We start from the raw sequence: 26972 nt of genomic DNA, 5'->3' as shown, positions 1-26972 counted from the left end.
GCGCGAGAAGCTGCCTCGGGTTGGGGGCCTGACGTTTCGCCAGCCCGGGGTTGATATTGATTTGCTGGGTGTCAAAATGTCGCAAGACTATTGATCAGTCCAACGAATGTTTCTAATGTGAGGCATCAATCATTCTGATGGATGGCCATCCATGTCCGCACCTCTCGACATAGACCAGCTGCATACCTTCATCGCCATCGTCGATACGGGCAGCTTCACCAAGGCCGCAGACCGCGTTTTCAAGACGCAATCCGCCGTTTCCATGCAGATGCGACGGCTGGAAGAACGGATCGGCAAGCAGCTTTTCGCCAAGGACGGGCGTGGCAACCGCCTGACGGCGGAGGGCGAAAAACTGATGAATTACGCCCGCCGCATCATCCGCCTCAATAATGAGGCGATTGCCGCCTTCGACGACAACCGGCTGGAAGGCACGCTGCGCATCGGCACGCCCGATGACTATGCCGACCGCTACATGCCGGAGATCATCGGGCGCTTCGCCAAGACCCATCCCAATGTCGAGCTTTATATCGTCTGCGAACCTTCGGTCAGCCTTGCCGAAAAAATGGCGCGCGGCGAGCTGGATATCGCGCTCGTCACCCATAATCCGCGCGCGCGCTCCTCGGATGTGGTGCGCACCGAACCGCTCTGCTGGGTCGCTTCCGCCAACCATCCGCTGAAGGACGATGCACCCGTGCCGCTCGCCGTCGGGCGGCGCGATTGCCACTGGCGCCAGCTTGCCTGTTCGGCGCTCGATGCCGATGGGCGGGACTATCAGGTCCTGTTCACGAGCTGGTCTTCCACCGTCGTCGCCGCCGCCGTGCTGGCGGGCATGGCCGTCTCGGTGCTGCCGGAATCGGCGCTGCGCACCGGCATGAAGGTTCTGACCGCCGCGGACGGTTTCCCGCCCCTGCCGACGGTGCAGATCGGCCTGATGAAACGGCCGGGCCTCTCCCCTTCGCTGGTGAACGCCATCACCGACCACATCACTGCCTGCCTCGACAATATCTCGCCGATGAGCGTTGCCGACGAAATGGACAGCGATGTGAAGACCTACCCCAAGATGCCGCGCCTGCGCGCCGGGCACATGCTGCCGGGGTGGTAAGAGGATAGCACAAATCCCGGGGATGACGTCGCGTATGCGGGAGGCTTTGTCATCAGCCGCAAGCCGGCTAAAGCCGATCCTCCCGTCGCTCGCCCGCGCTTTCTCTGTTACCGCGCCCGCAGCGTGGCAACCGCCAGCAGCGTATCGGCGCTGATGCCCACCGAACCGCTGCCGTTGAAGAGCGTCATGATCGGATCGGTGGTGTTCTGCTGATTGTCGTACATGATGGTGAAACGGGCGACCAGCTTCTTGACCTTTTCCGGATCCTGAAAATCCTCGATGTCGAAATATTTCTTCATCATCGTCACCTGCGTATCGACCTCGGCATTGGCGAGTTCGTCCGGAATCCCGAAAGTGGTGTTGATGAAGCTCTGGAGCGCCGTGTCGGCGAGGATCGAGTAATAGGACGTCGTTCCGGCCGCCATGCGCTGGAAATAGAGCGCCAGGCGCACGCCGGCATTTTCTTCGCCCGCCTGCGTTTCCAGCGTCTGGGTGAGATAATTGTCCAGCGTCTCGTAAAGGCCGCGCCGCGTCTGGATCAGGCTGCGATCCTCGTGAAGAAGCGTACCGTCGGTATTGAAGTTGAAGGCGGTGACGAGGCGGCGGAAGACCGGATCCATCTCCTTGTTGACGTAACTGTCCTTGTCATCGAGCTTCGAGGTGAAGGCCTTTTCGAGCTGTTCCTTCGTCACGCTTTCGGGATCGATGCCGAGCGATTCCATCGCGAATTTCGTCAGGCGATCATCGCTCAGGAATTCCTTGAGCGTCTTGATCTTCTGCATCTCGGCCGTGAAATATTCCGATTCCTTCTTCGCCGTTTCCTTGTCCTTTTCCGTGCCGAAAGCCGATTTTTTCTTGATGTAGTCGGCCGACATGGTCTGCATCTCGATTTCCGACTGCGCCAGAACCGGTGTTCCGACGCTGCCATCGGAGGCGAAATTGAACAGCTCCGCCAGCTTGACATAACGCTCGTCTTTCAGCGTGTAGACGAAGCTCTTTTTATCCTGCAGATCGCTGGTGAGCACCTTGCGAATATCGGCAGAATTCACCTTGGCCGGATCGAGGCCGACGGCTTTCAGCGCATAGGTATAGACCGCGCTGCTGTCGATGAAATCCTTGACGGATGTGACGCTGGCTATATCGCTCTTGAACAGCTTCAGCGCCTTCTCGTCGGCGGCGTCATCCTTGTCGTTATAATAGGTCATATAACCGCTGGTGGTGGTCGCGGTCTGTGCCGTCGTCTGTGGTGTCGTGCCGGCTGCCAGCGTTCCGTCGGTCTGGAAATTGAAGGCATTTCTCAAGGCAATATAACGCTTGTCGTTCTTGCCGACGGTCGCGATGTAGTTGCTCGGATCGCTGAGATCGCTGGTCAGGATATTCTGGATCGTTGCCGTGACGACTGTGAGGTCGTTCAGGTCGAAGGCGGTCCTGATATAGTTGAGAAGCCGGGTATCCGAGGTCAGTTCCGTTACGGTCTTGATCGAACCGATCTTCGATTCGAAATAATCCCGGTTCAGCGTGGCGACGGTCGGCGTCACGCGCGGGGCGCTGCCGATATAGGCATCCGTCAGGGCCTTGAGATTATCTGCCGTCTGCGCTTGACCGGCGGTGACCGTGCCGTCGTTCTTGAATTCGAAGGCGGTGGCGAGCTGCGCCATCTTGTTATATTGCGTCACGGTGCTGGTGAGCGTCGTCTGCTCGGCCTTGATGGCGGCGAGCTTCGCTTCCCACTCATCCTGCGGCGGCAACACCGCCTCGAGCTGGGTCAGCTGGTCCTGGCGCGTCACCTTTTCCGCCTCCAGCGCCGTGCGCTCCTCGGCCGTCAAACCGGTGCCAGCGAGTTCGGTGTCGATTGCGGTAATCCGGGCGGTGACCTGCGCGTGCAGTTCGATATTGCCCTTCATCGTCAGTTTTTCGACCGCGTCATTATAGGCCGCGCCGTATTTCTGGTTGATGTAGCTGTCGGGATCGTTGATGTCGCTCGTCATCAATCCCTTGATATGGGCATAGGAATAGGTCTTCTCATCGATGCCGAAGACCTGAAAGATATAGGCGCGGGTGCGGTCGTTGCGCAGCAGCTGGTCGACATTGGTCACCGTGCCGACGATCGCCTTGTAATAACGGGTCTCTTCCGCAAGGCTGTCATCGAGATCGGTTATCGACGTATCGTAAAGCCCGATCATCTTGTCGAGCTGCGCTTCCGTCTGAACGGTCTTCGTCGATGTGGTGAAGTTGAAGGCTGCGGCAAATTCCCGATACCGCTCATCGGTGAGCTTGTTGGCGAAGCTGTTCTGGTCGTTCAGATCGCTTTCCAGCACCTTTTTCATGAAGGCCTTGGCATAGGTCATCTCGCCGAGACCAAAGGCATCCATGGCATAGGAATAGAGCTGGTAATTGTCGAGGAACTCATCGACGCTTTTCACATTGCCGATGTTTTCCTTGTAATATGTCGTCTGCCGCTCGATGAGCCCCTGCTGCGACACGCGCGACAGGCTTGCCTTCATATCGCGGTTGATCAGGTCGTAGCTGAGATAAGTCGATACCATCCGAATGCCCCTTGGAGACCCGCGCGTCGCTTCAGACGCCGAATGCTCCGGTTTTCAATCCACCCATCGCGCCTCCATCGGGACGCACGGCAAGCCTTTGCCTGACTATGCGGGAGACGCCTTGCCCGGAGCTTGAAAGAGCACAATTTCCGCCGGGATAAAAACCGCATTGTCCCGATCTCTTTTACCTAAGCGAAACCATGCCACAGTGTGTTTTGCTAACCATTTGGGAATGCAAAGTTTTCTTAACCGCGATTTTTAAGCAGTCTCGAACAGGCGGCGGATATTCTCCCGACATCAGAGGACGAAAAGTCCCGATGAGAAGACCGGAAACCGGCTCTCAGGTAAAACAAGGGTAGAATAAACATGACCAAGACCGTTCTGAAGCCCGACTGGGCCGTCGCCACTCTCAGACTCGACCCGGCACGTTTTCCGCAACAGGTCACTTATGGAAAAGGCAACGGCGCGAGCGATGTCGCCGTCACCCTCGATGAACGGGGCGCCGTTCTGAGAAAGGTTCTGTCCTCTTCCGGCCTGCCTCTGTCCTTCGCTTTGCCAGCCCGCGCCTTCAAGGGCGTCGCCGCCCGCGCCATCGACCATGGCGACGGACAGGTAACGGTGACGCTGGAGCTGCACCATGACGATCCGGATCTCTGCGTTCCGCTTCTCGTCGCCCACGATCTCTGCGATATCGCCGCCGACTGGCGCAGCTGGTCCGAGGCCTACCGTATTCCCATGCTGATGGTGGAAGCCGATGGCGTCGCCCGTCCGCTGGAAGAACATCTCGGCAAGGTGCGCACCCAGAATACCCGCCCGCGCCGCCGCCATTCCTATTTCGCGGAACGCCGCCCGCGCTTCCTCGTTCGCCGCTCCACCGGTTCGCTGGGCATGAGCATGAAGATCGAGGGCAAGGAAATCATCGCCCGCAGCTGATAATCTTCAGCCAGACAAATCAAAAAGCCCGGCGCGGATGACGCGGCCGGGCTTTTTCATTTCGTGTTTTCACAGGCTTACGCCAGCAGGAGCGGCAGGATGAGGCCCGCGAAAATCAGCACGCCGACGCGATTGTTGGATTTGAACAGCACGAGGCACTGATCGACGTCGTCGATATTAAGCACCCAGACCTGCCGGAACAGCATGATGGCCGCAGCGGCAAGGCCGCTATAGGCAATGACGTTAACCCCCGCGATCCAGAACGACAGGAACATCATGACAAGGGCTGTGCCATAAAGGAAAACCAGCCAGCGATGTGTATTCTCGCCAAACAGCAGGGCGGTTGAACCGATGCCCACGGCGGTGTCGTCTTCCTTGTCCTGATGGGCGTAGATTGTATCATAACCGATCGTCCAGGCGATGGAGCCGACATAAAGCAGGACAGCCGGCCAGGCGATCGATCCGAACTGTCCCGCCCAGCCCATCGGCGCACCCCAGGAAAAGGCAAGGCCGAGGAAAAATTGCGGCCAGTTGGTGAAGCGCTTGGCGAAGGGATAGATCGCCACGAAGATCAGCGAGAATATGCCGGTGGCGATTGCGAAACTGTTGAACTGCAGGAGCACGACAAGCCCCGCAAGCGCCTGCAGGACGATGAAGAGCTTGGCCTGCGACCGGCTCACGCGGCCGGAAGGCAGCGGCCGCGAACGGGTGCGCGCCACGGCCATGTCGATCTTGTGGTCGGCCAGATCATTATAGGTGCAGCCCGCGCCGCGCATCGCCACCGATCCGATGAAGAACAGCAACAGATGCCAGATCAGCGTCGCCCAGGAAAAGCCGCCGCTCGCCATCGCGACATTTGCCGCAAGGGCTGCGGACCAGAAACATGGCCACATCAGCAATTGCCAGCCGATGGGGCGATCCCACCGGGCCAGTTGCGCATAGGGCCAGAGGGGCCTCGGCAAAATCCGATAGACCCAATTATTGGATGGCGCGTCGGAGACGCGATCTGACAAATCGCTGTGGTGAACCATGGAATGGTTCTACAGCATCGGCGGGAAAATCGGAATGGATTTCAACAGCTGGCCGCACACGCGGAAAAGCCCCGCAGCGGTTTCGTGACGGGGCTTTGCAGGACGATATCGCCGCTATTTATCAGGGCAGCGAGAAATTGAACTTGTAGCTCGCCTGAACGCCGATGATGAACTGGTTCTTCGAGCCGCGCTCGCGCACCAGCGAACTATCGGCGGCGTCACCGGTCAGGCGGCGATATTCCGCAAACGAGCCGACTTCGGCGTTCTCGGTGACTTTCCAAGTGATCGCGGCGCCGATGCCGGCGGAATGCAGGCCGCCGCCGGGGCTATAGGGCGATGGCGCGCCGGCAGCCGTCTGCGCGGCGCTTACGCCGTAATAACGCTCATTGTATTTGCTGCTTACCCATGTGGCGCGCGGACCGGCGGAAATCTGGATGCCGGGGGCGATATCGGTGAAGGCATCGACGGCAACATCGCCGACCACGCCGCTATGGCTGCGAATGCCCTGACGGACTTCGCCGCGAACGCGCAGCCAGTCGGTCGGATAGGCCTCGGCGAAACCGCCAAGCTCGCCGCCGCGCTTGATGCGGGTCATGCCCTTCAGATCGGACGAGTCGCCCTCGTCACGCGGGGATACCAGCTTTCCGGCAAGACCCATGCTAATCGGGCCATTGTCCAGAAGCGAAATCGAGGCGCTGTCGTTACGCGAGGTGAAACGCGCGCCCTGGCCCTGGCGGCCGAGCGAAATGATGGGCGAAAAGCCGAATTCATTCTTGTTGTCGCCCTGATATTTCGGCGCGGTAAAACCCGCGCCGCCGAGCTTCAGATACCAGTCGCCGGAAAACCAGCCTTCGGCATGGGCATTGCCCACGGCAAAAAGCGACAGGACACAGGCAGCGAATGCCGCTGATGGCTTGAACATGAAAGAACCCCAGAAACGCAATACAGACAGGTGTCCGTAGAATTAGAGGGATTGTCTTTCCATTCCATTAACCGTCACTAGGCCCTCGTCAGAACGTCACCTTCTCCAGCGGCGTGCGCGTCTTCTCGAATTCCAGCAGCTTCGCTTCGTTCTGCGCAATGTAGTCGCGACTATGCGGCACGGCATCGCGATCCTTGGCGATCTGGATCTGGAAAATGTGGAAATTTTCATGGGTAAAGGCCATTTCCGACCCCGCCAGATAAAATTCCCACATGCGGAAGAAGCGTTCGTCATAAAGCGCTACCGCTTCCGCCCTGCGCGCCACGAAACGCTCCCGCCAGTGGCGAAGCGTATGGGCGTAATGCATGGGCAGGATTTCGATATCCTTCACCAGCAGCCGCGATTTTTCGATGGCCGGCAGCACCTCGGCAAGCGAGGGAATATACCCGCCGGGGAAAATATATTTTTCGATGAAGGGGTTGGTCGCCAGCGCCGGATAGGGCTGGCCGATGGAATGCAGCACCATCACGCCCTTGTCGTCGAGCACCTCCGCCACCTTGTCGAAATAATCGCGATAATGGGTCGGCCCGACATGTTCGAACATGCCGACGGAGACGATGCGATCGTATTTTTTCGAAGCCGGCAGGTAGCGGTAATCCTGCAATTCGAAACGGACATTTGCCGCAAGGCCCCGTTTGGCGGCGCGGTCGCGGGAAACGCGCAGCTGTTCTTCGCTGAGCGTAATGCCGGTCACATCCGCACCGGCGCTTTCGGCAATATACATCGCCATGCCGCCCCAGCCGGAGCCGATTTCCAGCACGCTCTGGCCCGGCTCGGTCATCAGCTTGGCGGCTATGTGCCGTTTTTTCGCGACCTGCGCTTCATAGAGGCTGATGCCGGGCGGATTGAAATAGGCGCAGGAATATTGCCAGTCCTCATCGAGGAAGAGATCGAACAGCTTGGCGCTCAGATCGTAATGATGGGCGACGTTGCTCTTGTTGTGGTTGACCGGCAGATGCATCTTGATGCGGGCGGCGATGATGCGCGCCATGCCGCGCCAAATCATGCCGAAGGACAGCGCCTCACTCAGCGTATTGCCCTTCACCAGTGCAAGGAAATCGTAGATGTCGCCTTCCGCGACCTTCGCCCGACCTTCCATGTACATTTCAGCGAGCTTCAGCGCCGGATCGGCGGCGATCTCCTGCATGGCGGCTTCGTCGGTGAAGTTCAGAACCACCTTTTTTCCCGCGCCGTTGCCGAATGTGCGGCTGCCGCCCGGGCTGTTGACGGTGAGATCACCGGTCTTGATTATCTTTTCGAGAAGAACATGCAGAGACGACGCCATGGCACCCCCAATTGCTAAGTCTCACTTATCAATTTCGCTGACCGTATTCCTTTCGGCACAAGTTTCAAGATAGTCTTATTTCAAAAAAATTGAACGATTTCATCAAGCAAAAAGCCCCGCCGGGGTGTGCGGCGAGGCTTTTGGGTAAAAAATCATTTCAACCGCAGGTCAGCGTCGCTTCATGGCTTCAGCCAGAGCGGCGGCAAGCGCACCACCGGTTTGCGACCCCTCGTTGCGCTCTTTCGGCTTGGATGTCGCGTGCCGCATGGCGCTGGCATTGCCCTTCTCGCGCATCGGCTGCGGCGCTGCCTCGCCGCCATCCTTGCGCATGGTGAGACCGATGCGCTTGCGCTTCACATCCACTTCCACGACCCGCACCTTGACCACATCGCCCGCCTTCACGACCTCATGCGGGTCTTTCACGAAACGGTCGGCGAGTTGCGAGACATGCACCAGCCCGTCCTGATGTACGCCGATATCCACGAAAGCGCCGAAGGCGGCGACATTGGTGACGGTGCCTTCCAGAAGCATGCCCGGTTTCAGATCGGTGATCTCGTCCACACCCTCGGCGAAGGTCGCGGTCTTGAAGCTCGGGCGCGGGTCGCGGCCGGGCTTTTCCAGTTCGGCGATGATGTCTTTTACCGTCGGCAGGCCGAATTGCTCGTCGATGAACTTCTTCGGATCGAGCGCCTTCAACGCGGCGCTGTCGCCCATCAGCGAGCGCAGATCGCGGCCGCAGGCGGCGACGATCTTTTTCGCCACACCATAGGCTTCCGGGTGAACCGAGGAAGCATCCAGCGGCTCCTTGCCGTTCGGGATGCGCAGGAAGCCGGCGCATTGCTCGAAGGTGCGCTGGCCGAGACGCGGCACCTTCAGCAGTTCCTTACGGCTGGCGAAGGGGCCGGTCTGGTCGCGATGGGCGACGATGGCATCGGCAATCGAGCTGCCAAGACCAGACACCCGCGCCAGAAGCGGCGAAGAGGCCGTATTGAGATCGACGCCGACAGCGTTCACCGCATCTTCCACGACTGCATCGAGCGAACGGCTGAGACGGCCCTGATCGACATCGTGCTGGTACTGGCCGACACCGATGGATTTCGGCTCGATCTTCACCAGTTCCGCCAGCGGATCCTGAAGGCGGCGGGCGATGGAGACGGCGCCGCGCAGCGAAACATCGAGATTGGGAAATTCGGCCGCCGCCCGTTCCGAAGCGGAATAGACCGAAGCGCCCGCCTCCGAGACGATGACCTTGGTGGGCTTCGCGCCCGAAGCGGGCATCTGCGCCAGAAGATCGGCGACCAGCTTTTCCGTCTCGCGGCTGCCGGTGCCATTGCCGATGGCGATCAGTTCGACATTGTGCTTGCGGATGAGGACAGCAAGTTCCGCCTGCGTGCCGCGCACGTCGTTCTTCGGCGGGAAGGGATAAACCGTCGTGGTGTCCAGAAGCTTGCCGGTGCCATCCACCACAGCCACCTTGACGCCGGTGCGGATGCCCGGATCGAGCCCCATGGTGGCGCGGGAGCCGGCGGGGGCTGCCAGCAGCAGATCCTTGAGATTGCGGGCGAAAACATGGATCGCCTCTTCTTCCGCGCGCTCGCGCAATTCGCGCATCAGATCGAGCGAGAGCGACATGGAAAGCTTCACCCGCCAGGTCCAGCCAGCCACTTCCATCAGCCATTGATCGGCGGGGCCGGCATTGCGGATATCGAAGGCGGCGGCGATGGTACGCTGTGCGGGTTTGACCGGTGAGGGATCGTCCGCATCGACATCGATTGTCAGCGTCAGCACTTCCTCGTTCCAGCCGCGCAGCATGGCCAGCGCCCGGTGGCCCGGCACCGTCGCCCAGCGCTCGAAATGATCGAAATAGTCGGAGAATTTCTCACCCGCCGCCTGCTTGCCATCCACGACTTTGGCGCGGAAGGTGGCGTTCTGGCGCATGTAATCGCGCAGGCGGCCGAGCAGATCGGCATTTTCCGTCATGGTTTCCGCCACGATGTCGCGCGCGCCCTCCAGTGCCGCCTTCACATCGGCCACCTCACCCTGAACATAAGCTTCCGCCAGTTTCGCCGGATCGGCGGCGCGGTTCTCCCAGATGGCTTCCGCCAGCGGGCCGAGACCGCGTTCGCGGGCGATTTCGGCACGGGTGCGGCGCTTCGGCTTATAGGGCAGGTAAAGGTCTTCCAGCTCCGCCTTGGTGCCCGCCTGCATGATCTTGACCATCAGTTCATCGGTCATCTTGCCCTGGCCGGTGATGGAATCGACGATGGAGGCGCGGCGCGCATTAAGTTCGCGCAGATAGACAAGACGTTCCGAAAGCGTGCGAAGCTGGGTGTCGTCCAGCCCTCCCGTCACTTCCTTGCGGTAACGGGCGATGAAGGGAACGGTTGCACCCTCGTCCAGCAGCGCCACCGCCGCCTTTACCTGATCGGGGCGGGCGTTGATTTCGGTGGCGATGAGCGAGGCGAGGCGGGCATTGTCTGCGGTCATAGGGGACTCTTGGGGGTTCTCTGCTTTCACGTCTGGAGCGGCGAACATAATGTCTGATTGTGGCGTGACAACAAGAGGCGGCAACGATTCCACAGGAAAGGCGGCCTTCAAGGGAAAGACGGGTATTTGCGGCGCTTTCTCCTTGACCTTTCGCCCCCCTGCCCTTAACGCCCCTGACACAAGGTTACTGGCGAATTTGCAGGGATATTGACCATGAAAGTTCTGTTGATCGGTTCCGGCGGACGCGAACATGCGCTGGCGTGGAAAATCGCCCAGTCTCCCCTGCTCGATGAGCTTTATGCCGCTCCCGGCAATCCCGGCATTGCCGACCATGCGACACTGGTGGCGCTTGATGTGGAAGACCATGCGGCCGTCATCGCCTTTGCCAAGGAAAAGGCAATCGACTTCGTCGTCGTCGGTCCGGAAGCGCCGCTGGTTGCGGGTCTTGCGGATGACCTGCGCGCCGCCGGCATCGCCACCTTCGGCCCCTCGAAAGCCGCCGCCCAGCTGGAAGGCTCCAAGGGCTTCACCAAGGATCTCTGCGCGCGCTACGATATTCCGACCGGCGCTTACCAGCGCTTCAAGACCTCTGCACCGGCCAAGGATTATGTTCGTCAACAGGGCGCTCCCATCGTCATCAAGGCGGACGGGCTTGCCGCCGGCAAGGGCGTGACCGTGGCCATGACGGAAGCGGAAGCGCTTGCCGCGATTGACGACTGTTTCGACGGCGCTTTCGGCGCGGCCGGCGCCGAAGTGGTGGTGGAGGCCTTTCTCGATGGCGAAGAAGCAAGCTTCTTCTGCCTTTCCGACGGCAAGACCGCGCTGGCGCTCGCCACCGCGCAGGATCACAAGCGCGTCGGCGATGGCGATACCGGCCCGAATACCGGCGGCATGGGTGCCTATTCCCCCGCTCCTGTGATGACACCGGCCATGGTGGAGCGCACCATGAAGGAGATCATCGAGCCGACGATCTCGGGCATGGCCAAGGATGGCAACCCCTTCTCCGGCGTGTTCTTCGCCGGGTTGATGATTACCGCCAAGGGCCCGGAACTTATCGAATACAATGTGCGTTTCGGCGATCCCGAATGCCAGGTGCTGATGATGCGCCTGAAAAGCGATCTGCTGCCGATCCTCTACGCCACCGCCACCGGCACGCTGGACAAGGTTGAGGCGGAATGGCGCGACGATGCGGCGCTGACCGTCGTTCTCGCTTCGAAGGGTTATCCCGGCGCTTACAACAAGAACACGCCGATCGCCCATATTCCCGAGGCCAGCGAAGAGGCGAAGGTGTTCCATGCCGGAACCGCGCTGAAGGACGGCGGGCTGGTGGCGACGGGCGGACGCGTGCTGAACGTTACCGCCCTTGGAAAGACCGTCACGGAAGCGCAGTCCCGCGCCTATGCGTTGGCCGACAAGGTGGAGTGGGAAAACGGCTTCTGCCGCCGCGATATCGGCTGGCAGGCCGTCGCCCGCGAAAAAGCCTGATCCTTAAGGCAAACGGGATTGAGCGCGAATATTTCGTTCAATTTTTACCAAGTTTGCTGACCCGATGGAAACGAAACATCGGTAATACTCGCCGGAACATTGAAGGGCGCATTGCGTCTCGATCACGAGGCCGCGCCGTCATTTCGGGGGTTTTTCGATGCGTCGTCTTTTTCTGACAGCGATTGTCGCGCTGACCGGCGGGTCGGCGATGGCGTCTTCCATCGAATATATAAACGGCGTGCATGTGGCCAACGGCAGCTTCATTCGTCGCGATTGCGCGGGCTGCAAGCCCATGAAGGGCAAAGCCGTGGCGCAGGGTTACGCCGTTCCCTCCATTGAGCCGGGCACGCAGCACACGGAAATGCGCGAAGTCGACGGCAAGCGCACCCTGCTGCGCACCGAAGCCTGGCTTGGCGGCGCGCCCGTTACCTTCGTCAGCACCAATCCGGCATGGATGGCGGAAACCCCGAGCACGGCCATCGCGACCTATGACGACGCAGAACCCGTGGCACATCCCGCTGAGACGGTTTCGACATCGGCCGGTATCGACGTGACGACGACCACGGCAGCCGTCAAGGAAATTTCCACCGAAAACGCAGCCGAACCGGCCAGCGCCTCGGTGATCGCCGCCCCCCAGTTCCCGGATTTCCAATTGCGCGGCAATTGACCGGCCGATGACGTCTTTCATGACGAAGGTCAAATAATCGCGTCATCGCTGCATTCCCGAAATGGCGCCGCAACCATGCGGGGAATATTGCTTTTTCTCCCGCATATTCTACCTGTCGGGCCTGATAAATCTTTCGCTAATTAAATATTTATTCAAATTTTTAGCCGCTAAGTGCGTCTATAGTGCGATGCAGCACAGGATGAGGCCACGGCGCGGACTCGCGCTTTTGGGCCCTTTTATCGCGCATCATGCGCCTCTCCCTTCTCCGAAACATCGGTACCGCGCGGCGTTTTCAGGCGCGCGATCCCAAACGCTTGTGAGCGCCCATGAAGAACCTTTCCATTTCCCGTCAGTTGATCGTTCTCGTGGTGGCCCTGATGGCCGCCTTCGCCGTGGCGACGTTTTACCAGCTGAAATCCGCCACCGATGCGATCTATGAGGAACGCTACGGCATGCTGCGGACGCAGGTGCAATCGGCGATCTCCATCCTGCAATCCTTCCACGACAAGGAAAGGGCCGGAACGCTTTCGCGCGACGAGGCCATGAAACAGGCTTACGCCACCGTCAGCGCCATGCGCTTCACGCCGGACGGCTATCTGTTCGGTTACGACTACGACGTGACGATGAAGTTCCATCCCGATGCCAAGCGCGTCGGCGAAAGCTTCAAGGGCAAGCCGGACAGCAAGGGTTTCGCCTATCGCGACGAGCTGGTGCGGCTTGGCCGCAATGGCGGCGGCCAGACGGATTTTTACGGTCCGAAGCCCGGCATGGAAGGCAATGACTACGCCAAGAGCTCCTATGCCCTTGCCTTTGAGCCCTGGCAGGTGGTGGTCGTGACCGGCGTTTATATCGATGATCTGAACGCGCAGGTTCGCGGCGATGTGATGAAGGCGCTGTCGATAGGCGCGCTGATCTTCGTGCTGGCGCTTGCCGCAGCCTTCTACGTCATCCGTGGCATTTCGAAGCCGCTTGGCGATATTCACCGTGCGCTCGGTGAAGTGGCCAATGAAAACGTCTCGCTCGCCATTCCCCATACCGGCCTGACCAACGAGGTCGGCATGATGGCAAAGGCCACCGCCTCGCTGCAGGACAAGGTGCGCGAGCGCCATGCCATGCAGCGCCGTGAGGAAGAACAGCAGCGGCAGCTCAATGCGGAGCGCCAGAACAATCTCGACATGCAGCGTGACGAGGCGGAATTGCAGGCGCGTGTCGTCACCACCATCGGCGAGGCACTGGAGAAGCTCGCCGGCGGCGATCTGACCGTGCGCTGCGGCGATCTCGGCAATCGTTATGCGGCGCTGCGCGACAATTTCAACGAGGCTCTGATCCATCTCGACGCCGCCATGGCCAAGGTGAATTCCAAGAGCATCGACATCGGCGGCTCCAAGGAAGAAATCCGCAAGGCCTCCAACGAGCTTTCGCAGCGCACCGAACGGCAGGCGGCCAATCTGGAAGAAACCTCGGCCGCTCTCGATGAATTGACGGTTGCGGTGCGCCAGACGGCGGAAGGGGCGGCCGACGCCGCCAAGCGCGTCACCACCGTCAGCTCCGAAGCCATCCGCAGCGACCGGGTAGTGGAAGAGGCGATCACCGCGATGAGCGGCATCGAACAGTCATCCGACCAGATTTCCAACATCATCGGCGTGATCGACGACATTGCCTTCCAGACCAACCTTCTGGCACTGAATGCCGGTGTGGAAGCGGCACGTGCCGGTGAGGCCGGCAAGGGCTTTGCCGTGGTGGCGCAGGAAGTGCGCGAACTGGCGCAGAAATCCGCCGCCGCCGCCAAGGAGATCAAGGACCAGATCGCCCGTTCTTCCGCCCAGGTGGAAAACGGCGTACGCCTTGTCGGCGAGGCCGGCGATGCGCTGAAACGCATCTCGGATCAGATCAAATCGGCAAACGAGATCGTCAGCAAGATCGCCCATTCGGCCGCCGAACAGGATACGACGCTGCGCTCGATCTCCTCGTCGCTCAACCAGCTGGATGTCGCCACCCAGCACAATGCGGCGATGGCGGAAGAAACCACGGCTTCGGCGGAGGCGCTGGCCGTGGACACCGAGGAACTGCTGAACCTCATCCGCGGCTTCCGCGTCTCTTCCGGCCACCAGCTTCATGGCATGGCAGAGCAGATGCGCATGGCGGGGTGATAGGCCCCAGGGCCATCGATGAACAACGGCGCCGGGGGAAACTCCGGCGCTTTTCTTTTCAAGCATTTCCAGGAAAAGTTGAACCCGGTTTTGCGTCCGGAAATGCTCCAAAACACTCTAACGGGTCAGCGCATCCAGCCGGTCGATATCGGCAGGTGAAAATACGGCAATACCGGCTTTTTCGAACAGCGCCGCCGTCACCCCGTTGCCCGCATGTTTGACGCCCGAGAACGAACCGTCATAGATTGCAACGGACCCACAGGACGGGCTGCCGTCAATCAGAAGCGCATATGTGCAGCCATTGGCCCTGGCGAAGGCCAGCGCCCTTTCCGCACCTGCGATAAATTGCGCCGTGACATCGCCACCGGTCACTTCCAGCACGCGGGCGCAGCCCTCCAGCACATCGAGACCGGAGGCACCATTTTCGATTTCCGCCGGAGGCCGCGGCACGGGCATACCGCCCGCCATCTCCGGACAGATCGTAACCAGCCTGCCCTCCTGCCGCCAGCGGTCTATCGCCGGGTGGGCGAAGGGTTTGCCTCTGCCATCATAACGGACCGGTTGGCCGAGGAGGCAGGCGCTGATGAGGATTTTGGGGGTCATGTCGATCAATCTAAAACGCTCCCGGCAAGCGTGGAAGCCGAAAATACCCCCCTCTGCCCTACCGGGCATCTCCCCCTCAAGGGGGGAGATCGGCAAGAGGAAGGCTCCCCGCAAAAATCGCGACATTAGAGGTAATCGAGAGGTTGCCGCGATTCGATCTCCCCCCTTGAGGGGGAGATGTCCGGCAGGACAGAGGGGGGTGAACCAAGAACGCTGACATACCTGGCTACCCCGAAACCCCTCACCCCGTGATCTTCGAAAAATCCGCAACCGTTCCGGTCGCTTCGCGAATAGCCTTCAGCAACGCCAAACGGTTGGCACGGATGGCCGCATCCTCGTCATTAACGAGCACATCCTCGAAGAACTTGTCGACCGGCGCACGAAGCGTCGAAAGCGCCTGCATGGCGGAGCGGAAATCCTCGCCCGCAACAGCCTTCGCAGCGTCGGCAGATGCGGTCTTGATCGCCGCATAAAGCGCCTTTTCGGCCTCGAGCTTCAACAGCTCTTCCGAAACGCCATCGGCCACCACCGTACCCTTCTTTTCCTCTGCCGCCAGAAGCTGGGTGGCGCGCTTGGCGCCTGCCAGAAGGTTGCGGCCATCCTCGCCGGTGATGAAGGCGGTGAGCGCCTCAACACGGCGGGCGATCATTAGCAGATCGTCGGATTCCGGCGTCAAAACGGCGTCGATCAGATCGTAACGCGCGCCGAGATCGCGCAGATAGACCTTCAGGCGATCATGGAAGAAGGAGAGAAGGTCCGGGTCCTTCGCAACGCTTAGCAGCGGAAGCCGCACGTTTTTCTCAAGCAGAATGCGGACCACACCCAGCGCCGCACGACGAAGCGCGAAGGGATCCTTGGAGCCGGTCGGCTTCTCGTCGATGGCCCAGAAACCGACGAGTGTATCGAGCTTGTCGGCGAGAGCGACCGTGATCGCCACCTTATCGGCCGGCAGGCGGTCGGAGGGACCCTGCGGCTTGTAATGGTCTTCGATGGCGGCCGCGACGCTTTCGTTTTCGCCCTGCAGCGTCGCATATTTGCGGCCCATCAGGCCCTGAAGCTCGGGGAATTCGCCGACGGCTTCGGTGCGCAGGTCGGCTTTCGCCAGAACAACAGCGCGGTCCACCAGATCGGCATCGGCGCCGACAACCGGGGCCAGCGCCTTTGCCAGTTCGCGAATACGCGCCACGCGCTCACCCTGCGTACCGAGCTTGGCATGGAAGGTGACGTTCAATGCGTCGAGTTTGGCCATACGCTGGTCGAGCGGCTTATTGAGGTCGAGGCCGAATTTCGCGGCCGAGTCCTTCAGCGTCTCAAGATCAGGCAGATCGCCCTGGTCACGGGTCCAGAAATGACGGGCGTCGGACAGGCGTGCGCGCACGACCTTGCCGTTTCCGTGGATGATTTCCTTGCCGCCGTCGCTTGCCTCGATGTTCGAGATCAGGATGAAGCGGTTGGAAAGACCCTCTTCCGCACCCTGATTGCGGGTGACGAAACACTTCTGGTTGGTCTTGATGGTGAGGCGAATGATTTCCGCCGGGATCTGCAGGTAATCTTCCTCGAAGGTGCCCATCAGAACCTGCGGCCATTCGACGAGGCCAGAGACTTCTTCCAGCAGGCCTTCATCTTCCACCAGTTCAAGACCGTTGGCGAAAGCGAGATCCTTGGCGTCGTGCAGGATGATATCCTTGCGGCGTTCGGCATCGAGAACGACCTTCGCCTTTTCGAGGCTCGAGACATAATCCTCGAAACGGCGCACGGTGATCGGGCCGGGTGCATGGAAACGATGGCCATAGGTGACGTTGCCGGCGACGATACCGTCGATGGCGAAAGGAATGACCTGGGTTTCGTCATGTTCGGGGCCGAACAGGCAGACGATGGATTGCAGCGGGCGCACCCAGCGCAGGCTTTCGGAGCCCTTGCCTTCGATGCCGGCATAGCTCGAACCCTTCGGCATGGAGGCCGGGCCGGAGCGCATGGATTTCGGCCAGGGGAAGGAACGGATGATGCCGGGCATCACCTCGGCGATGATCTCTTCCGCCGGGCGGCCGGGCTTGTTGATGATGGCGATGTAGAAATCGCCCTTCTTCGGGTCGGAAACGACCTGCGCTTCCGAAATATCGTTGAGGCCGGCGCCGCGCAGAAAGCCCTCGATGGCCTTTTCATTGGCGTCGGTGCGCGGGCCCTTCTTTTCCTCACGCACATCGGCGGAGCGGGCATTAAGGCCGCGAATATCCAGTGTCAGGCGACGCGGCGTCCAATATTCGCGCGCACCTTCATAGGTCAGCCCTCTCTCCACCAAGGCATCGGTGACGAGTTTCTTCAGATCGCCCGCCGCCTTGCGCTGCATGCGGGCAGGGATTTCCTCGGAGCGAAGTTCAAGCAGAAGATCGGGCATGGGATAAGGACTTTAATCTGTTGCAAAAGAGTGTCGCGGACTTAGCAAGACCAGCGGCAAAAGTCACCAGCTATCGGTTAAATTACCGCCGGCGGGCGTTACCAGCCGCCGCCACCACCACCACCGCCGCCGGAGCCGGAAAAACCGCCGCCGCCACCGCCCGAAAAGCTGGAGCCGGACGAGCTGACAGGCTGGGGAATGGTGGAGGCGATGGTATTGGCCATGGAGGTGGAAAAGCCGCCGATCCTGTCGCCAAAGGTTCCGTAATTGCTGCCCGCATACCAGCCGGGCGCATAACTTGCAGCAGCGGCACCGGCAGCGGCCGTTGCAAGCCATGCCTCGAAGGTGCGGCTCCACGGTTTTTCAACGCCGAGCGCCACGGCATAGGGCAGCAACGTCTCGAAATGCTGCGGCGACATGGCGGGCGCGCCGGCCATGTTCATCCGGTCTTTTTCCGCCAGCGTCAGATAGGTTCGGAGGCCCTCAATGCCATCCATCAGCTTGCGGCCGAGCGGCGTCGGCGCGCCCATCAGGAACAGGAACAGCGCGTTGGTGAGCACGATGCCGCCGATGGCGGCCAGTGCCAGCGACTTGGTGTCATGCGTCACATCCAGCAGGATTTGTGTGGCGATGCCGCCAATGGCGGAAAAGGCCACGAAACCGGCAAAAGCCAGCATGACAATGCCGCCTATCCGCTTGCGTAGCGGTGCGCCGCGCGAAAACTGGCGGCCGATGCCGATCGACAGGATGCTGAAGAAGAAGGCGAAAAAGCCGAAGACCAGCACGGCGGCAATGGCGCTTTCATCCAGATCGCCGAAGATCAACGTCGCAACGATGAGGGCGATGCTGAGGAAGATGCCGAACACGGTGTAACCGGCATTGCTGCGGTAATATTTGCCGCGATGTTCTTTCTCTATCGCCGCGCGGAACTGTTTTCCGACCTTTTCAACTTCCGTCCCATGGGCCTTGTCGATGGTCAAAGTCTCGCCCGGACTGCCGATGGAGGCAAGCAGCGTCTTCTGGCCGGTCGGCAGGTTGTCGGCCGTCGCCTTTTGCGTGCGGCGGATGACGATGGCGTTCTTCAAATCCTCCAGAACGACATAACCCTTCACCGCCAGATCAAGAGCCGAGGCAGAGAGCGCCGTCCAGCCGGCACCTGAAAACCCGCGATTATCGACGTAATTGACCAGAGCCGGCGAAAGCCCCTCCGGCGCATCCCAGCGCGGCACGACCACACCCTTCGCCGGATCGCGGCCGACGGCGAACCAGGCGCGCAGGTAATAAAGCAGCACGGCGAAAAGCCCGCCGCCCGAAAGCAGGATGGCGAGATTATCCCGCAGCCACCAGCCCGCCTCCTGTGAGGTGTCTGGTGCCGCAATCGCGCCCTTGGAGAGCTTGACGGCGACCGTCATGCCCTCGCCAACCGTAAACGGGCGGGTGGAGGCGAAGAATACCTCGTTACCTTCGCTCAAGATGCGCGCATCCTTGCCCTTCGCACCCCGCGGCCCGGTGAAGACGTCGGTATCCGTTGCCTTCACGCCCTCCGGCAGAGTGATGGTCGCGGAAATCTCGCCCATGGGGAATTGCCAGCCATTGCCGGTGACATTCCAGGTCAGCTCGTCATAATCGCTGAAATAACGAATCTGCCGGGCGGTGGTGTAAGTGATCTGGAAGATGTGCTCGCCGGTCGGCAGAAAACGCTCGGCGCTGCCGGTATAGATGCGGATGCCGCCATCGATAGTTTCGGTGCGCCAGTTTTCCGGCGCGCCATCGCGCTCCACCGAAACGACGTTGAAATCCACCTTGGTACGACGGTTATTCGCATCCAGCGCATAAAGCGGGAAATCGCGGAAGATGCCGCGCTTGATGTTCTGCCCTTCCGCGCGGGCGGTGATGGTTTCCGTCACCGTCAGCTTGCCATCCGCCGCCAACTCGATGACGGAATGGTAGGAGCGGATGAATTCCTCCGCGAAGGCGGGGAAAGCCGCGCCCAGGAAGACGAACAGCGCGAGAAGTCTTGCGGCGATGGTCTTCACGGGCGGTCCCTCCTCAATGGCTCAGTGCTGCGGCTCGGCAGCGCTTTCCTTTTCGGTATAGTTGACGCCGAGCGAAGCAAGCGCCTTCCAGTAACCGGGATAGGTCTTGCCGACGCAGGCCGGATTCTGGATGGCAATACCGCCGACTTTCAGCGCCGCCAGCGCAAAGCTCATGGCGATGCGGTGGTCGGCAAAAGTATCGATGGAGGCCTTGACCGTCTGGCCTGCAAGGGCCGGATCGGCATGCACGATCAGGTCGTCGCCCTCTTCATGCGCAAGACCGTTACGGATTTCGTTGAGGCCGAGCGAGACGGCGCGGATACGGTCGCATTCCTTGACGCGCAGATTGGCGATGCCGACGAAACGCACCGGCGTCTCGTTGAAGGCGGCCAGAACCGCGATGGTCGGAATGGCGTCCTGCATCTGCGAGCCGTCGATTTCGGCGGGCAGGTGCGGAAACTTGGCCATGACATCATAGGCCTTGGCGTCCGGCTGGGTGAACTTATCGGCCGGCGTGCCGATATCGATCGCGCCGCCGGTCAGCAGTTCCGCACCCCAGAGATAGGTGGCGGCGGAGGCATCCGGCTCGATGTGGAAATCGGTCGCCGTGTAACCCGTCGGGTGCACGCGCCAGATGGCGTTGCTGACGCGCTCAATCTTCGCACCGAAAGCCTCCATGGCCGATGTGGTGAGATCGATATAGCCCTTGGCGCCGATTTCCTCACCCTTGAGGAGGATATCGACAGGCTTGTCGCCGCAGGCGGCGGCCATCAGAAGCGCCGACACATATTGGCTGGAGAGGTTGGCATCGATGGTGACGCTCCCCTTCGGGAAACCCGTGCCCTTGCCGCAGACGGTGACGGGCGGGCAGCCGGTCGGCGCCTCCGCCTCGACACCGAGGGAGCGCAGGGCCTCCACCAACGGCATGATCGGGCGTTTGCGCATATGCTCGTCTCCATCGATGATGACGGCGCCATCGACAAGTGCGGCAGCAGCGGTGAGGAACCGTGTCGCGGTGCCGGCATTGCCGAGGAAAAGCGGCTTTTCCGGCTGCTGAAGTACACCCGTGCCTTCCACCACAAAGGTGGTGGCGTCTGGTTCGGTTACCTTGACGCCCATCTCGCGCAGGGCTTCGGCCATATAAAGCGTGTCGTCGCTTTTCAGTGCGCCGGTCAACCGGCTTTTGCCCCTGGCAAGACCGGCCAGAAGAAGCGCACGGTTGGTGATGGACTTGGAGCCGGGCGGCTCGACCTTGCCGGAAAGCGGGTGGTCGGGCGGGGTGATGGTCAGTTCGATCATGATTGTCGTCTTGTCAAAGAATGCAGCGAAGAGCCGGATTATCGGAATTTGAACGGGAGGTCTTAAGCCGCCGAGGGAACAGTGCGCTTAGAATTTCACAGTCGGCACGGCGCGGTCGGCCGGGTTGTCGATCTCGAAATACGGCGCCTTGGCAAAACCGAACTGGCCTGCGACCAGATTGGAGGGGAAGCTCTCCACCTTGACGTTGAGGTCGCGGGCGGCGCCATTGTAATAACGGCGCGACATCTGGATTTCGCTTTCGATGGTTTCCAGCGAACGCTGCAATTCCAGAAAATTCGTATTGGCCTTGAGATCGGGATAGGCTTCGGCAAGCGCAAAGAGCTTGCCGAGCGCCTGCGACAGCAGCCCTTCCGCCTGCGCACGACCCTCGACATCGCCCGCCGGCACGGCCTGCGCCCGGTTGCGCATGGCAATCACCTCCTCGAAGGTGCTCTTTTCATGCGCCGCGTAACCCTTCACTGTCTCGATGAGATTGGGAATGAGATCAGCGCGGCGCTTCAGCTGCACGTCGATGCCCGACCACGCCTCTTCCTTCATCTGCCGCGCCTTGACCAGCCCGTTATAAATGAAGACGACATAAAGCGCGATTGCCGCAATGATTGCCAGCGTGATGAACATTCCCTACCCCTCCTCAAGAGGTGCGGACACCAGAACGGCGTCCGCACGTTAGACTGTTGCCCCGCCTTACATAAACGTTCAGGCGGCCCTGTTCCAGTTCAGCCCGCCCGCATCCGTCAGCAGGAAGGCTTCGCCGCAGGCTTTCGCCAGCGTGCGCACGCGCAGGATATAGCTCTGGCGTTCCGTGACCGAAATTACGCCGCGTGCATCCAGAAGGTTGAAGACGTGGCTGGCCTTGATGCACTGGTCATAGGCCGGGAAAACGCATTTGTGCAGGCGCTGGTTGTCGTTGTCACCGGGCGCGCCGGCGGCGAGAAGCGCCTGGCATTCCTTTTCGGCGTCGATGAAATGGCGATGCAGCATGGCTGTATCGGCGAACTCGAAGTTATGCCGGGAATATTCCTGCTCGGCCTGCAAAAACACGTCGCCGTAGGAAATCTTTTCTTCACCTTCGCGGCCGTTGAAGTTCAGGTCATAGACATTATCGACGCCCTGGACATACATGGCCAGACGCTCCAGACCATAGGTCAGCTCGCCCGCAACCGGCGAGCATTCGATGCCGCAGACCTGCTGGAAGTAAGTGAACTGCGATACTTCCATGCCGTCGCACCAGCACTCCCAGCCAAGGCCCCAGGCGCCGAGCGTCGGGCTTTCCCAGTCGTCTTCGACGAACCGCACATCGTGCAGCAGAGGGTCGAGGCCGATGGCCTTCAGCGAACCCAGATAGAGTTCCTGCAGGTTCGAGGGGTTTGGTTTCAGGATCACCTGATACTGGTAATAGTGCTGCAGACGGTTGGGGTTCTCGCCGTAACGCCCATCGGACGGGCGGCGTGAGGGCTGCACGTAAGCGGCCTTCCATGGCTTGGGACCGAGCGCGCGTAGCGTGGTTGCCGGATGGAACGTACCCGCGCCCACTTCCATATCGTATGGCTGCAACACCGCGCAGCCCTTGTCGGCCCAGTAATTGTGCAGCGTCAGGATCAGCGCCTGAAAAGAACGCTTCGGGTTCATATGGTCGGGAACATCGGTCATTGCAGTCATCGCGGCGTTAGGAGGACAAGTAAGCATTGACTTACTTTGGATGCGGACACGTGCCACGGCATGGCGTGAGGGTCAAGGTTTTATGCGTGGAGAGGGGCGGTGAACGGGTTGACGATCTTCATTCGCCCTTCGACGGTGAGGCCATCCTGCATGTCTTCGGAGAGGAAAACATTGCTTTCCGCCTTCAGCGCTGCCGCCAGCATCAAGGCGTCGTAAAAAGCAACATTGTATCTCTGCACAAGATCAAGCGCGTCCATGTGCAGACCAACGTCCAGCGGCACAATCTGCGCCGCCGCCGTTCTGAAATCTTCCAAAGCGGAACGTATACCGCTCCATTCCATTCGCAATTTTTTACGCGCGACAACCGAAAACTCGTTAAGTGCCTGGACGCTGATAACGAATGGCTGCGATATTATCGTATTGGCCACCTCGGAGCGCGGGTCGGAGGTCGAAGCATAGACCAGAATATTGGTGTCAACGAAGGGCGCCTTGCTCAACGCTCATTAGCCTCGTCACGATCAAATTTATAGTCCGGCGGCAATGTCCATCGCAGGGAACGAATTTTTTCAAGCGCCTGTCGCCGCTCTTCGTCAGTCGTCGCGTTGACAACCGCATCGGTTGCTGCAACGACATCCACCTCGTCGCCTTCCTTGATATGCAAGGCTTCCGCGACATCCGCCGGGATGCGGACCGCAAGACTATCGCCCCATTTCGTGACACGCATGACAGCCTCCTTACTCGAAAGCGACTATAGCAAATTCTGCGTTACAGGAAAATTACGCCTCATCCTCGCGCTTCACGCGGTATTCGCCGGTTTCCGGGTCCTTGATCAGCGTGCCGATGGCGCCGGTCTCGCGTTCCTTCTCGCGCTGTTTCGATTTTGCCGAGAGCTTTTCCGCATCGCGGACGAAGCGGCGGTAAAGGATGACGGATCCCACCACCAGAAGAATAATTGTAATGAGCTGCGCCATAAGGCTTTATTCCTGAGACATCATAGACCGAAACGCGACCACAATGCCTTTTCTTCGGCAACCTCCGCAAGCCCTGATACCGCACCGGCGGCCAGCCTTTCGGCATTCACGTCCAGAGCAGCATTGACGCCCGGCACCTTTTTGCCGAACAGAGTGCGACCGCCACTGACGAGCTGCAGCTTGACCTTGGTGCCGTAACGGCGGCGAAGAACCTCACGCATGTCGCCCAGCCCGTCGATTAGGCCGAGGTCGAGGCCGCGCATGCCGGTCCAGAACAGGCCCGAGAAGATCGCCTCGTCGCCCTTCAGTTTCGAGCCGCGACGCATCTTGACCATATCAATGAAAACATTGTGGATTTCGACCTGAAGCGACTTCAGGTAATCGATATCGCCTTCCTTTTCCGGCTGGAAGGGATCGAGGATGACCTTGTTCTCGCCGGCCGTATAGACACGGCGCTCCACGCCGATCTTCTTCAGCATTTCCGGGAAACCGAAACCGCCGGAAACGACGCCGATCGAACCGACGATGGAGGTGGGATCGGCGATGATCTCGTCGCCGGCAAGCGCGATCATGTATCCGCCGGAGGCTGCAACGTCCTCCACGAAGATCAGGACCTTCTTTTCCTTTTCCTCGGCGAGCTGGCGGATGCGGTTATAGATCATGCGCGCCTGCACCGGCGAACCGCCGGGCGAGTTGAGCGAAATGGCGACGGCCGGGGCATCCTTGACGGCGAAGGCCTTTTCCAGAAGCGGCGCATAGGAGGCGAGATTGAGGGCGGGGCGGAACTGGTTGCCGCCGGCCATGATCGCACCGTGCATGCGCACCACCGGGATGACGAGCTCTTTTTTACGAAAGCGTTTCGGCACCAGATACTTCAGAAAACCCACTACTCAATCCTCGCAGCATTTATCCGTTCGTCAGGGATGTATGTATCGCCCCGGAAAACACAATGGTTTGCGGCCGGCGGAACGGCGATATTTATGACGCCGGCCGGATTGCCCTTACATTACGCGAATAGGCGGCGCGGCCATTGTTCAGGTCATCGACGAATGGGGTGAAGGCATGGCTGCCGGTCTCATGCATGATGAGCGGCGCACGGAAGGACAGCCGCGCCCGTGAACCTTTGATGGCGGTGACGAGCATGCGCACCGCATCCTCGCCAGGGCGCGGATGAATGAGGGTGATTTCGAGGCCGCCGAAACGGCTGCCGCAGGCGGCGATGATCTCCGCCACCGATTGCGGCCTTGAAATCAGGGAAAGCTGACCACCCGGCACCATGATCGCGCCTGCGGTCCTGATCCAGTCTTCGAACAGGCCATCGGTCATGGCATGCGCTTCGGCCTTCAGGGCATCCGGCGTGCGGCGGTCGCCCGCATCGTTATAGGGCGGGTTCATGATGACGTGATGGAAATGCTCATCGGGCAACCCCGCTTCGGCGCGTGCTTTCGCCCGCAGCGTCACATCGGCTTCGCGCACGCTGACGCGCGCAGAAAAGGCAGCATTCTCAGGCAGTTCGAGGCTGCGTCGGGCAAATTGCGCCATTTCCGGCGAGCGTTCGTACAGCGTCACCTCAGCCTTTTCGATCCGCGTCGCAACCGCCATGCCGGCGGCACCTGCGCCCGCGCCGAGATCGGCTATCCGGCAGGCACGCTCATCCGCCACCAATGACGCCAGGAGCATGGCGTCCATGCCGGCCCGGTGTCCCCTGCCCTTCGGCTGGATGACGTGAAACCGGCCCCGGTGAAAGGCGTCGATCGTTTCGGAAATGCCGTCGCCCACCGCCGTTCAAGCCTCTTCGTTGCGCAACTCGTCGCCGAGCCCGGCATCGATGAGAATGCGGCGGGCCTGATCGGCCCGATCTTCCTCCACCAGAAACCTTCGTGGCAAAAGACCGAGCGATCCTTCCAGAATGCTCATCGCCTGATCGGCGATGAGGCAATGGATGCCGGCATCCTTCATCAGGCTTTCGGCGAAGGAGAGCAGCACGGCATCGTTGGTACGGATCAGTTCACGCATGGATAGACCTTAAATTCCCATCTTTTTGAATGGCTAGCGGCAATTCGCCCCTTGCCGCGCAAGGCGTCAGTTTTTATTGTCGAATTCAAATTCGAACTGGAGTCCTGTCCCTTGGGCGTCGTCATACCGCTTGAAGAAAGCAAAAACAAACTCGCATCCGTCAAGCCGCTTGTCGACCTGACCCGCCCCGATATGGAACGGGTGAACCAGCTTATCCTTTCCAAGGCCGGTTCCGATGTCCAGATGATACCCGAGGTGGCCAACCACCTCATCTCTTCCGGCGGCAAGCGCCTGCGGCCGATGCTGACGCTCGCCTCGGCCTCGATGTTCGGTTACGAGGGCGACAACCACATCAAGCTCGCCACCAGCGTCGAATTCATGCACACGGCGACGCTTCTGCATGACGATGTGGTGGATGAAAGCGATCTGCGCCGCGGCAAATCCACCGCCCGCACCATCTGGGGCAACCAGGCGAGCGTTCTCGTCGGCGACTTCCTGCTCGGTCAGGCCTTCCGCATGATGGTGGATGTCGGCTCCCTCGATGCGCTCGATGTGCTGTCCACCGCCGCCTCGGTGATCGCCGAGGGTGAGGTGCTGCAGCTTTCTGTCGCCAAGAACATGGAAACGACGGAAGACGATTATCTGCAGGTGATTCGCGCCAAGACGGCCGCCCTTTTTGCGGCGGCGGCGGAAGTCGGCCCCATCGTCGCCAAGACCGACAAGGCGACCCGCAGCGCGCTGAAATCCTACGGCATGAATCTCGGCCTCGCCTTCCAGCTCGTTGACGACGTGCTGGACTACGGTGGAAAATCCGCCGATCTCGGCAAGAATACCGGCGACGATTTCCGCGAAGGCAAGATCACCCTGCCGGTCATCCTCTCCTATCGTCGCGGCACGCAGGATGAGCGCGCCTTCTGGCGCAAGGCCATCGAGAAGGGTGAAAGCAGCGACGAGAACCTTGAAAAGGCGCTGGGCCTGATCACCAAATACAACGGTCTTGGCGATACGATCGGCCGCGCCACGCACTACGGCACCATCGCCCGCGATGCGCTCGCACCGCTGCCGCAGAGCCCCTGGAAAGATGCGCTTCTGGAAGTGATCGACTTCTGCATCGAGCGTCTGAACTGACGCTAGAGGCCGGGCGAAAGGCGGATGGAAAAGACAATCCGCCCAATGTTCCGGGCCAGCTTCTCCGCAAGGCGTGATTGTGGCCGGGGCCATAATTTCTTGCGGGGCTGCTTCAAAAAAGCCATTCTATCGTGACCAACAATGGAAACTGATTTTTCCGTGCTTCTGCACAAAGG

General features: G+C 60.3%; 23 protein-coding genes. 6 read left to right on the top strand and 17 right to left on the bottom strand.

The annotated features are described in order from the left end of the window. The first annotated feature begins 151 nt into the window (after positions 1-151). Entirely contained in the window at positions 152-1102 is a 951-nt protein-coding gene (locus ACQZ40_RS02995) for a LysR substrate-binding domain-containing protein (RefSeq protein WP_448747365.1), read from the top strand. 107 nt (positions 1103-1209) lie between these two features. Here ACQZ40_RS02995 and ACQZ40_RS02990 read toward each other — a convergent pair whose 3' ends face one another. Further along, entirely contained in the window at positions 1210-3648 is a 2439-nt protein-coding gene (locus ACQZ40_RS02990) for a DUF1217 domain-containing protein (protein ID WP_065654395.1), read from the bottom strand. 366 nt (positions 3649-4014) lie between these two features. Between ACQZ40_RS02990 and ACQZ40_RS02985 the strand changes: the two genes are divergently transcribed. Further along, positions 4015-4581: a DUF6101 family protein gene (locus ACQZ40_RS02985; RefSeq protein ID WP_004432786.1), complete on the top strand. Its 567-nt coding sequence runs from the start codon at positions 4015-4017 to the stop codon at positions 4579-4581. A gap of 77 nt (positions 4582-4658) precedes the next feature. On the opposite strand, the gene ubiA is transcribed toward ACQZ40_RS02985, so the two are convergent. The 4 genes from ubiA to ACQZ40_RS02965 all read right to left on the bottom strand — a co-directional run bounded on the left by ubiA (position 4659) and on the right by ACQZ40_RS02965 (position 10366). After that, the gene (gene ubiA, locus ACQZ40_RS02980) at positions 4659-5612 is read right to left on the bottom strand and encodes a 4-hydroxybenzoate octaprenyltransferase (RefSeq protein ID WP_142844001.1); all 954 of its coding nucleotides are present in this window, start codon (positions 5610-5612) and stop codon (positions 4659-4661) included. A gap of 121 nt (positions 5613-5733) precedes the next feature. Beyond that, positions 5734-6534, bottom strand: coding sequence for a MipA/OmpV family protein (locus tag ACQZ40_RS02975; protein ID WP_174038820.1), 801 nt, complete (start codon positions 6532-6534; stop codon positions 5734-5736). Between the two features lie 88 nt (positions 6535-6622). Continuing rightward, a complete protein-coding gene (locus tag ACQZ40_RS02970; protein ID WP_065654397.1) occupies positions 6623-7879 on the bottom strand; it encodes an SAM-dependent methyltransferase in 1257 nt (418 codons plus the stop codon). A 168-nt stretch (positions 7880-8047) separates the two neighbouring features. Next, positions 8048-10366 carry a Tex family protein gene (locus tag ACQZ40_RS02965; protein ID WP_142844002.1) on the bottom strand — a complete coding sequence of 773 codons (2319 nt, stop codon included), beginning with the start codon at positions 10364-10366 and terminating at the stop codon, positions 8048-8050. Between the two features lie 213 nt (positions 10367-10579). Between ACQZ40_RS02965 and purD the strand changes: the two genes are divergently transcribed. From purD to ACQZ40_RS02950, 3 genes are all read left to right on the top strand, one after another. After that, the gene (gene purD / locus ACQZ40_RS02960; RefSeq protein WP_448747364.1) at positions 10580-11851 is read left to right on the top strand and encodes a phosphoribosylamine--glycine ligase; all 1272 of its coding nucleotides are present in this window, start codon (positions 10580-10582) and stop codon (positions 11849-11851) included. A 157-nt stretch (positions 11852-12008) separates the two neighbouring features. Further along, positions 12009-12518, top strand: coding sequence for a plant virulence effector HPE1-like domain-containing protein (locus ACQZ40_RS02955; RefSeq protein WP_065654400.1), 510 nt, complete (start codon positions 12009-12011; stop codon positions 12516-12518). A gap of 326 nt (positions 12519-12844) precedes the next feature. Further along, the gene (locus tag ACQZ40_RS02950) at positions 12845-14668 is read left to right on the top strand and encodes a methyl-accepting chemotaxis protein (protein WP_065654401.1); all 1824 of its coding nucleotides are present in this window, start codon (positions 12845-12847) and stop codon (positions 14666-14668) included. A 117-nt stretch (positions 14669-14785) separates the two neighbouring features. On the opposite strand, the gene ACQZ40_RS02945 is transcribed toward ACQZ40_RS02950, so the two are convergent. The 12 genes from ACQZ40_RS02945 to ACQZ40_RS02890 all read right to left on the bottom strand — a co-directional run bounded on the left by ACQZ40_RS02945 (position 14786) and on the right by ACQZ40_RS02890 (position 25668). Next, positions 14786-15271, bottom strand: coding sequence for a DUF523 domain-containing protein (locus ACQZ40_RS02945; protein WP_448747363.1), 486 nt, complete (start codon positions 15269-15271; stop codon positions 14786-14788). Positions 15272-15512: 241 nt separating this feature from the next. Next, complete coding sequence (gene glyS, locus ACQZ40_RS02940; protein WP_448747362.1) at positions 15513-17666, bottom strand: glycine--tRNA ligase subunit beta; 2154 nt, start codon at positions 17664-17666, stop codon at positions 15513-15515. A gap of 98 nt (positions 17667-17764) precedes the next feature. Then, entirely contained in the window at positions 17765-19702 is a 1938-nt protein-coding gene (locus ACQZ40_RS02935; protein WP_448747361.1) for a DUF2207 domain-containing protein, read from the bottom strand. A gap of 21 nt (positions 19703-19723) precedes the next feature. Then, entirely contained in the window at positions 19724-21001 is a 1278-nt protein-coding gene (aroA, locus tag ACQZ40_RS02930) for a 3-phosphoshikimate 1-carboxyvinyltransferase (RefSeq protein WP_448747360.1), read from the bottom strand. Positions 21002-21088: 87 nt separating this feature from the next. Further along, positions 21089-21640, bottom strand: coding sequence for a LemA family protein (locus ACQZ40_RS02925; RefSeq protein WP_078051226.1), 552 nt, complete (start codon positions 21638-21640; stop codon positions 21089-21091). A gap of 78 nt (positions 21641-21718) precedes the next feature. Next, on the bottom strand, positions 21719-22681 hold the full coding sequence (locus tag ACQZ40_RS02920) for a glycine--tRNA ligase subunit alpha (protein WP_020813609.1): 963 nt from the start codon (positions 22679-22681) through the stop codon (positions 21719-21721). Positions 22682-22761: 80 nt separating this feature from the next. After that, complete coding sequence (locus ACQZ40_RS02915; RefSeq protein WP_271044920.1) at positions 22762-23178, bottom strand: PIN domain-containing protein; 417 nt, start codon at positions 23176-23178, stop codon at positions 22762-22764. Continuing rightward, positions 23175-23405 (bottom strand): AbrB/MazE/SpoVT family DNA-binding domain-containing protein, encoded by a 231-nt coding sequence (locus ACQZ40_RS02910; RefSeq protein WP_065654408.1) that lies wholly within the window; start codon positions 23403-23405, stop codon positions 23175-23177. Before ACQZ40_RS02910 ends, ACQZ40_RS02915 begins: the two co-directional genes overlap by 4 nt. Before the next feature lie 52 nt (positions 23406-23457). Then, positions 23458-23652 (bottom strand): NfeD family protein, encoded by a 195-nt coding sequence (locus ACQZ40_RS02905; RefSeq protein ID WP_004432742.1) that lies wholly within the window; start codon positions 23650-23652, stop codon positions 23458-23460. Between the two features lie 20 nt (positions 23653-23672). After that, positions 23673-24539 (bottom strand): S49 family peptidase, encoded by an 867-nt coding sequence (locus ACQZ40_RS02900; RefSeq protein ID WP_161987679.1) that lies wholly within the window; start codon positions 24537-24539, stop codon positions 23673-23675. A 91-nt stretch (positions 24540-24630) separates the two neighbouring features. After that, on the bottom strand, positions 24631-25431 hold the full coding sequence (locus ACQZ40_RS02895) for a tRNA1(Val) (adenine(37)-N6)-methyltransferase (RefSeq protein ID WP_448747359.1): 801 nt from the start codon (positions 25429-25431) through the stop codon (positions 24631-24633). Positions 25432-25437: 6 nt separating this feature from the next. Then, positions 25438-25668, bottom strand: a complete 231-nt coding sequence (locus ACQZ40_RS02890; RefSeq protein WP_003503261.1) for a putative signal transducing protein — start codon at positions 25666-25668, stop codon at positions 25438-25440. A 111-nt stretch (positions 25669-25779) separates the two neighbouring features. Here ACQZ40_RS02890 and ACQZ40_RS02885 point away from each other — a divergent pair, with 111 nt between their 5' ends. After that, the gene (locus tag ACQZ40_RS02885; RefSeq protein ID WP_080856960.1) at positions 25780-26796 is read left to right on the top strand and encodes a polyprenyl synthetase family protein; all 1017 of its coding nucleotides are present in this window, start codon (positions 25780-25782) and stop codon (positions 26794-26796) included. Positions 26797-26972 lie beyond the last annotated feature (176 nt).

The sequence above is a fragment of the Agrobacterium sp. 16-172Ci genome, from assembly GCF_053522725.1.
The sequence above is the reverse complement of the archived record's forward strand: the minus strand, read 5'-3'. Positions and strand labels throughout refer to the sequence as shown.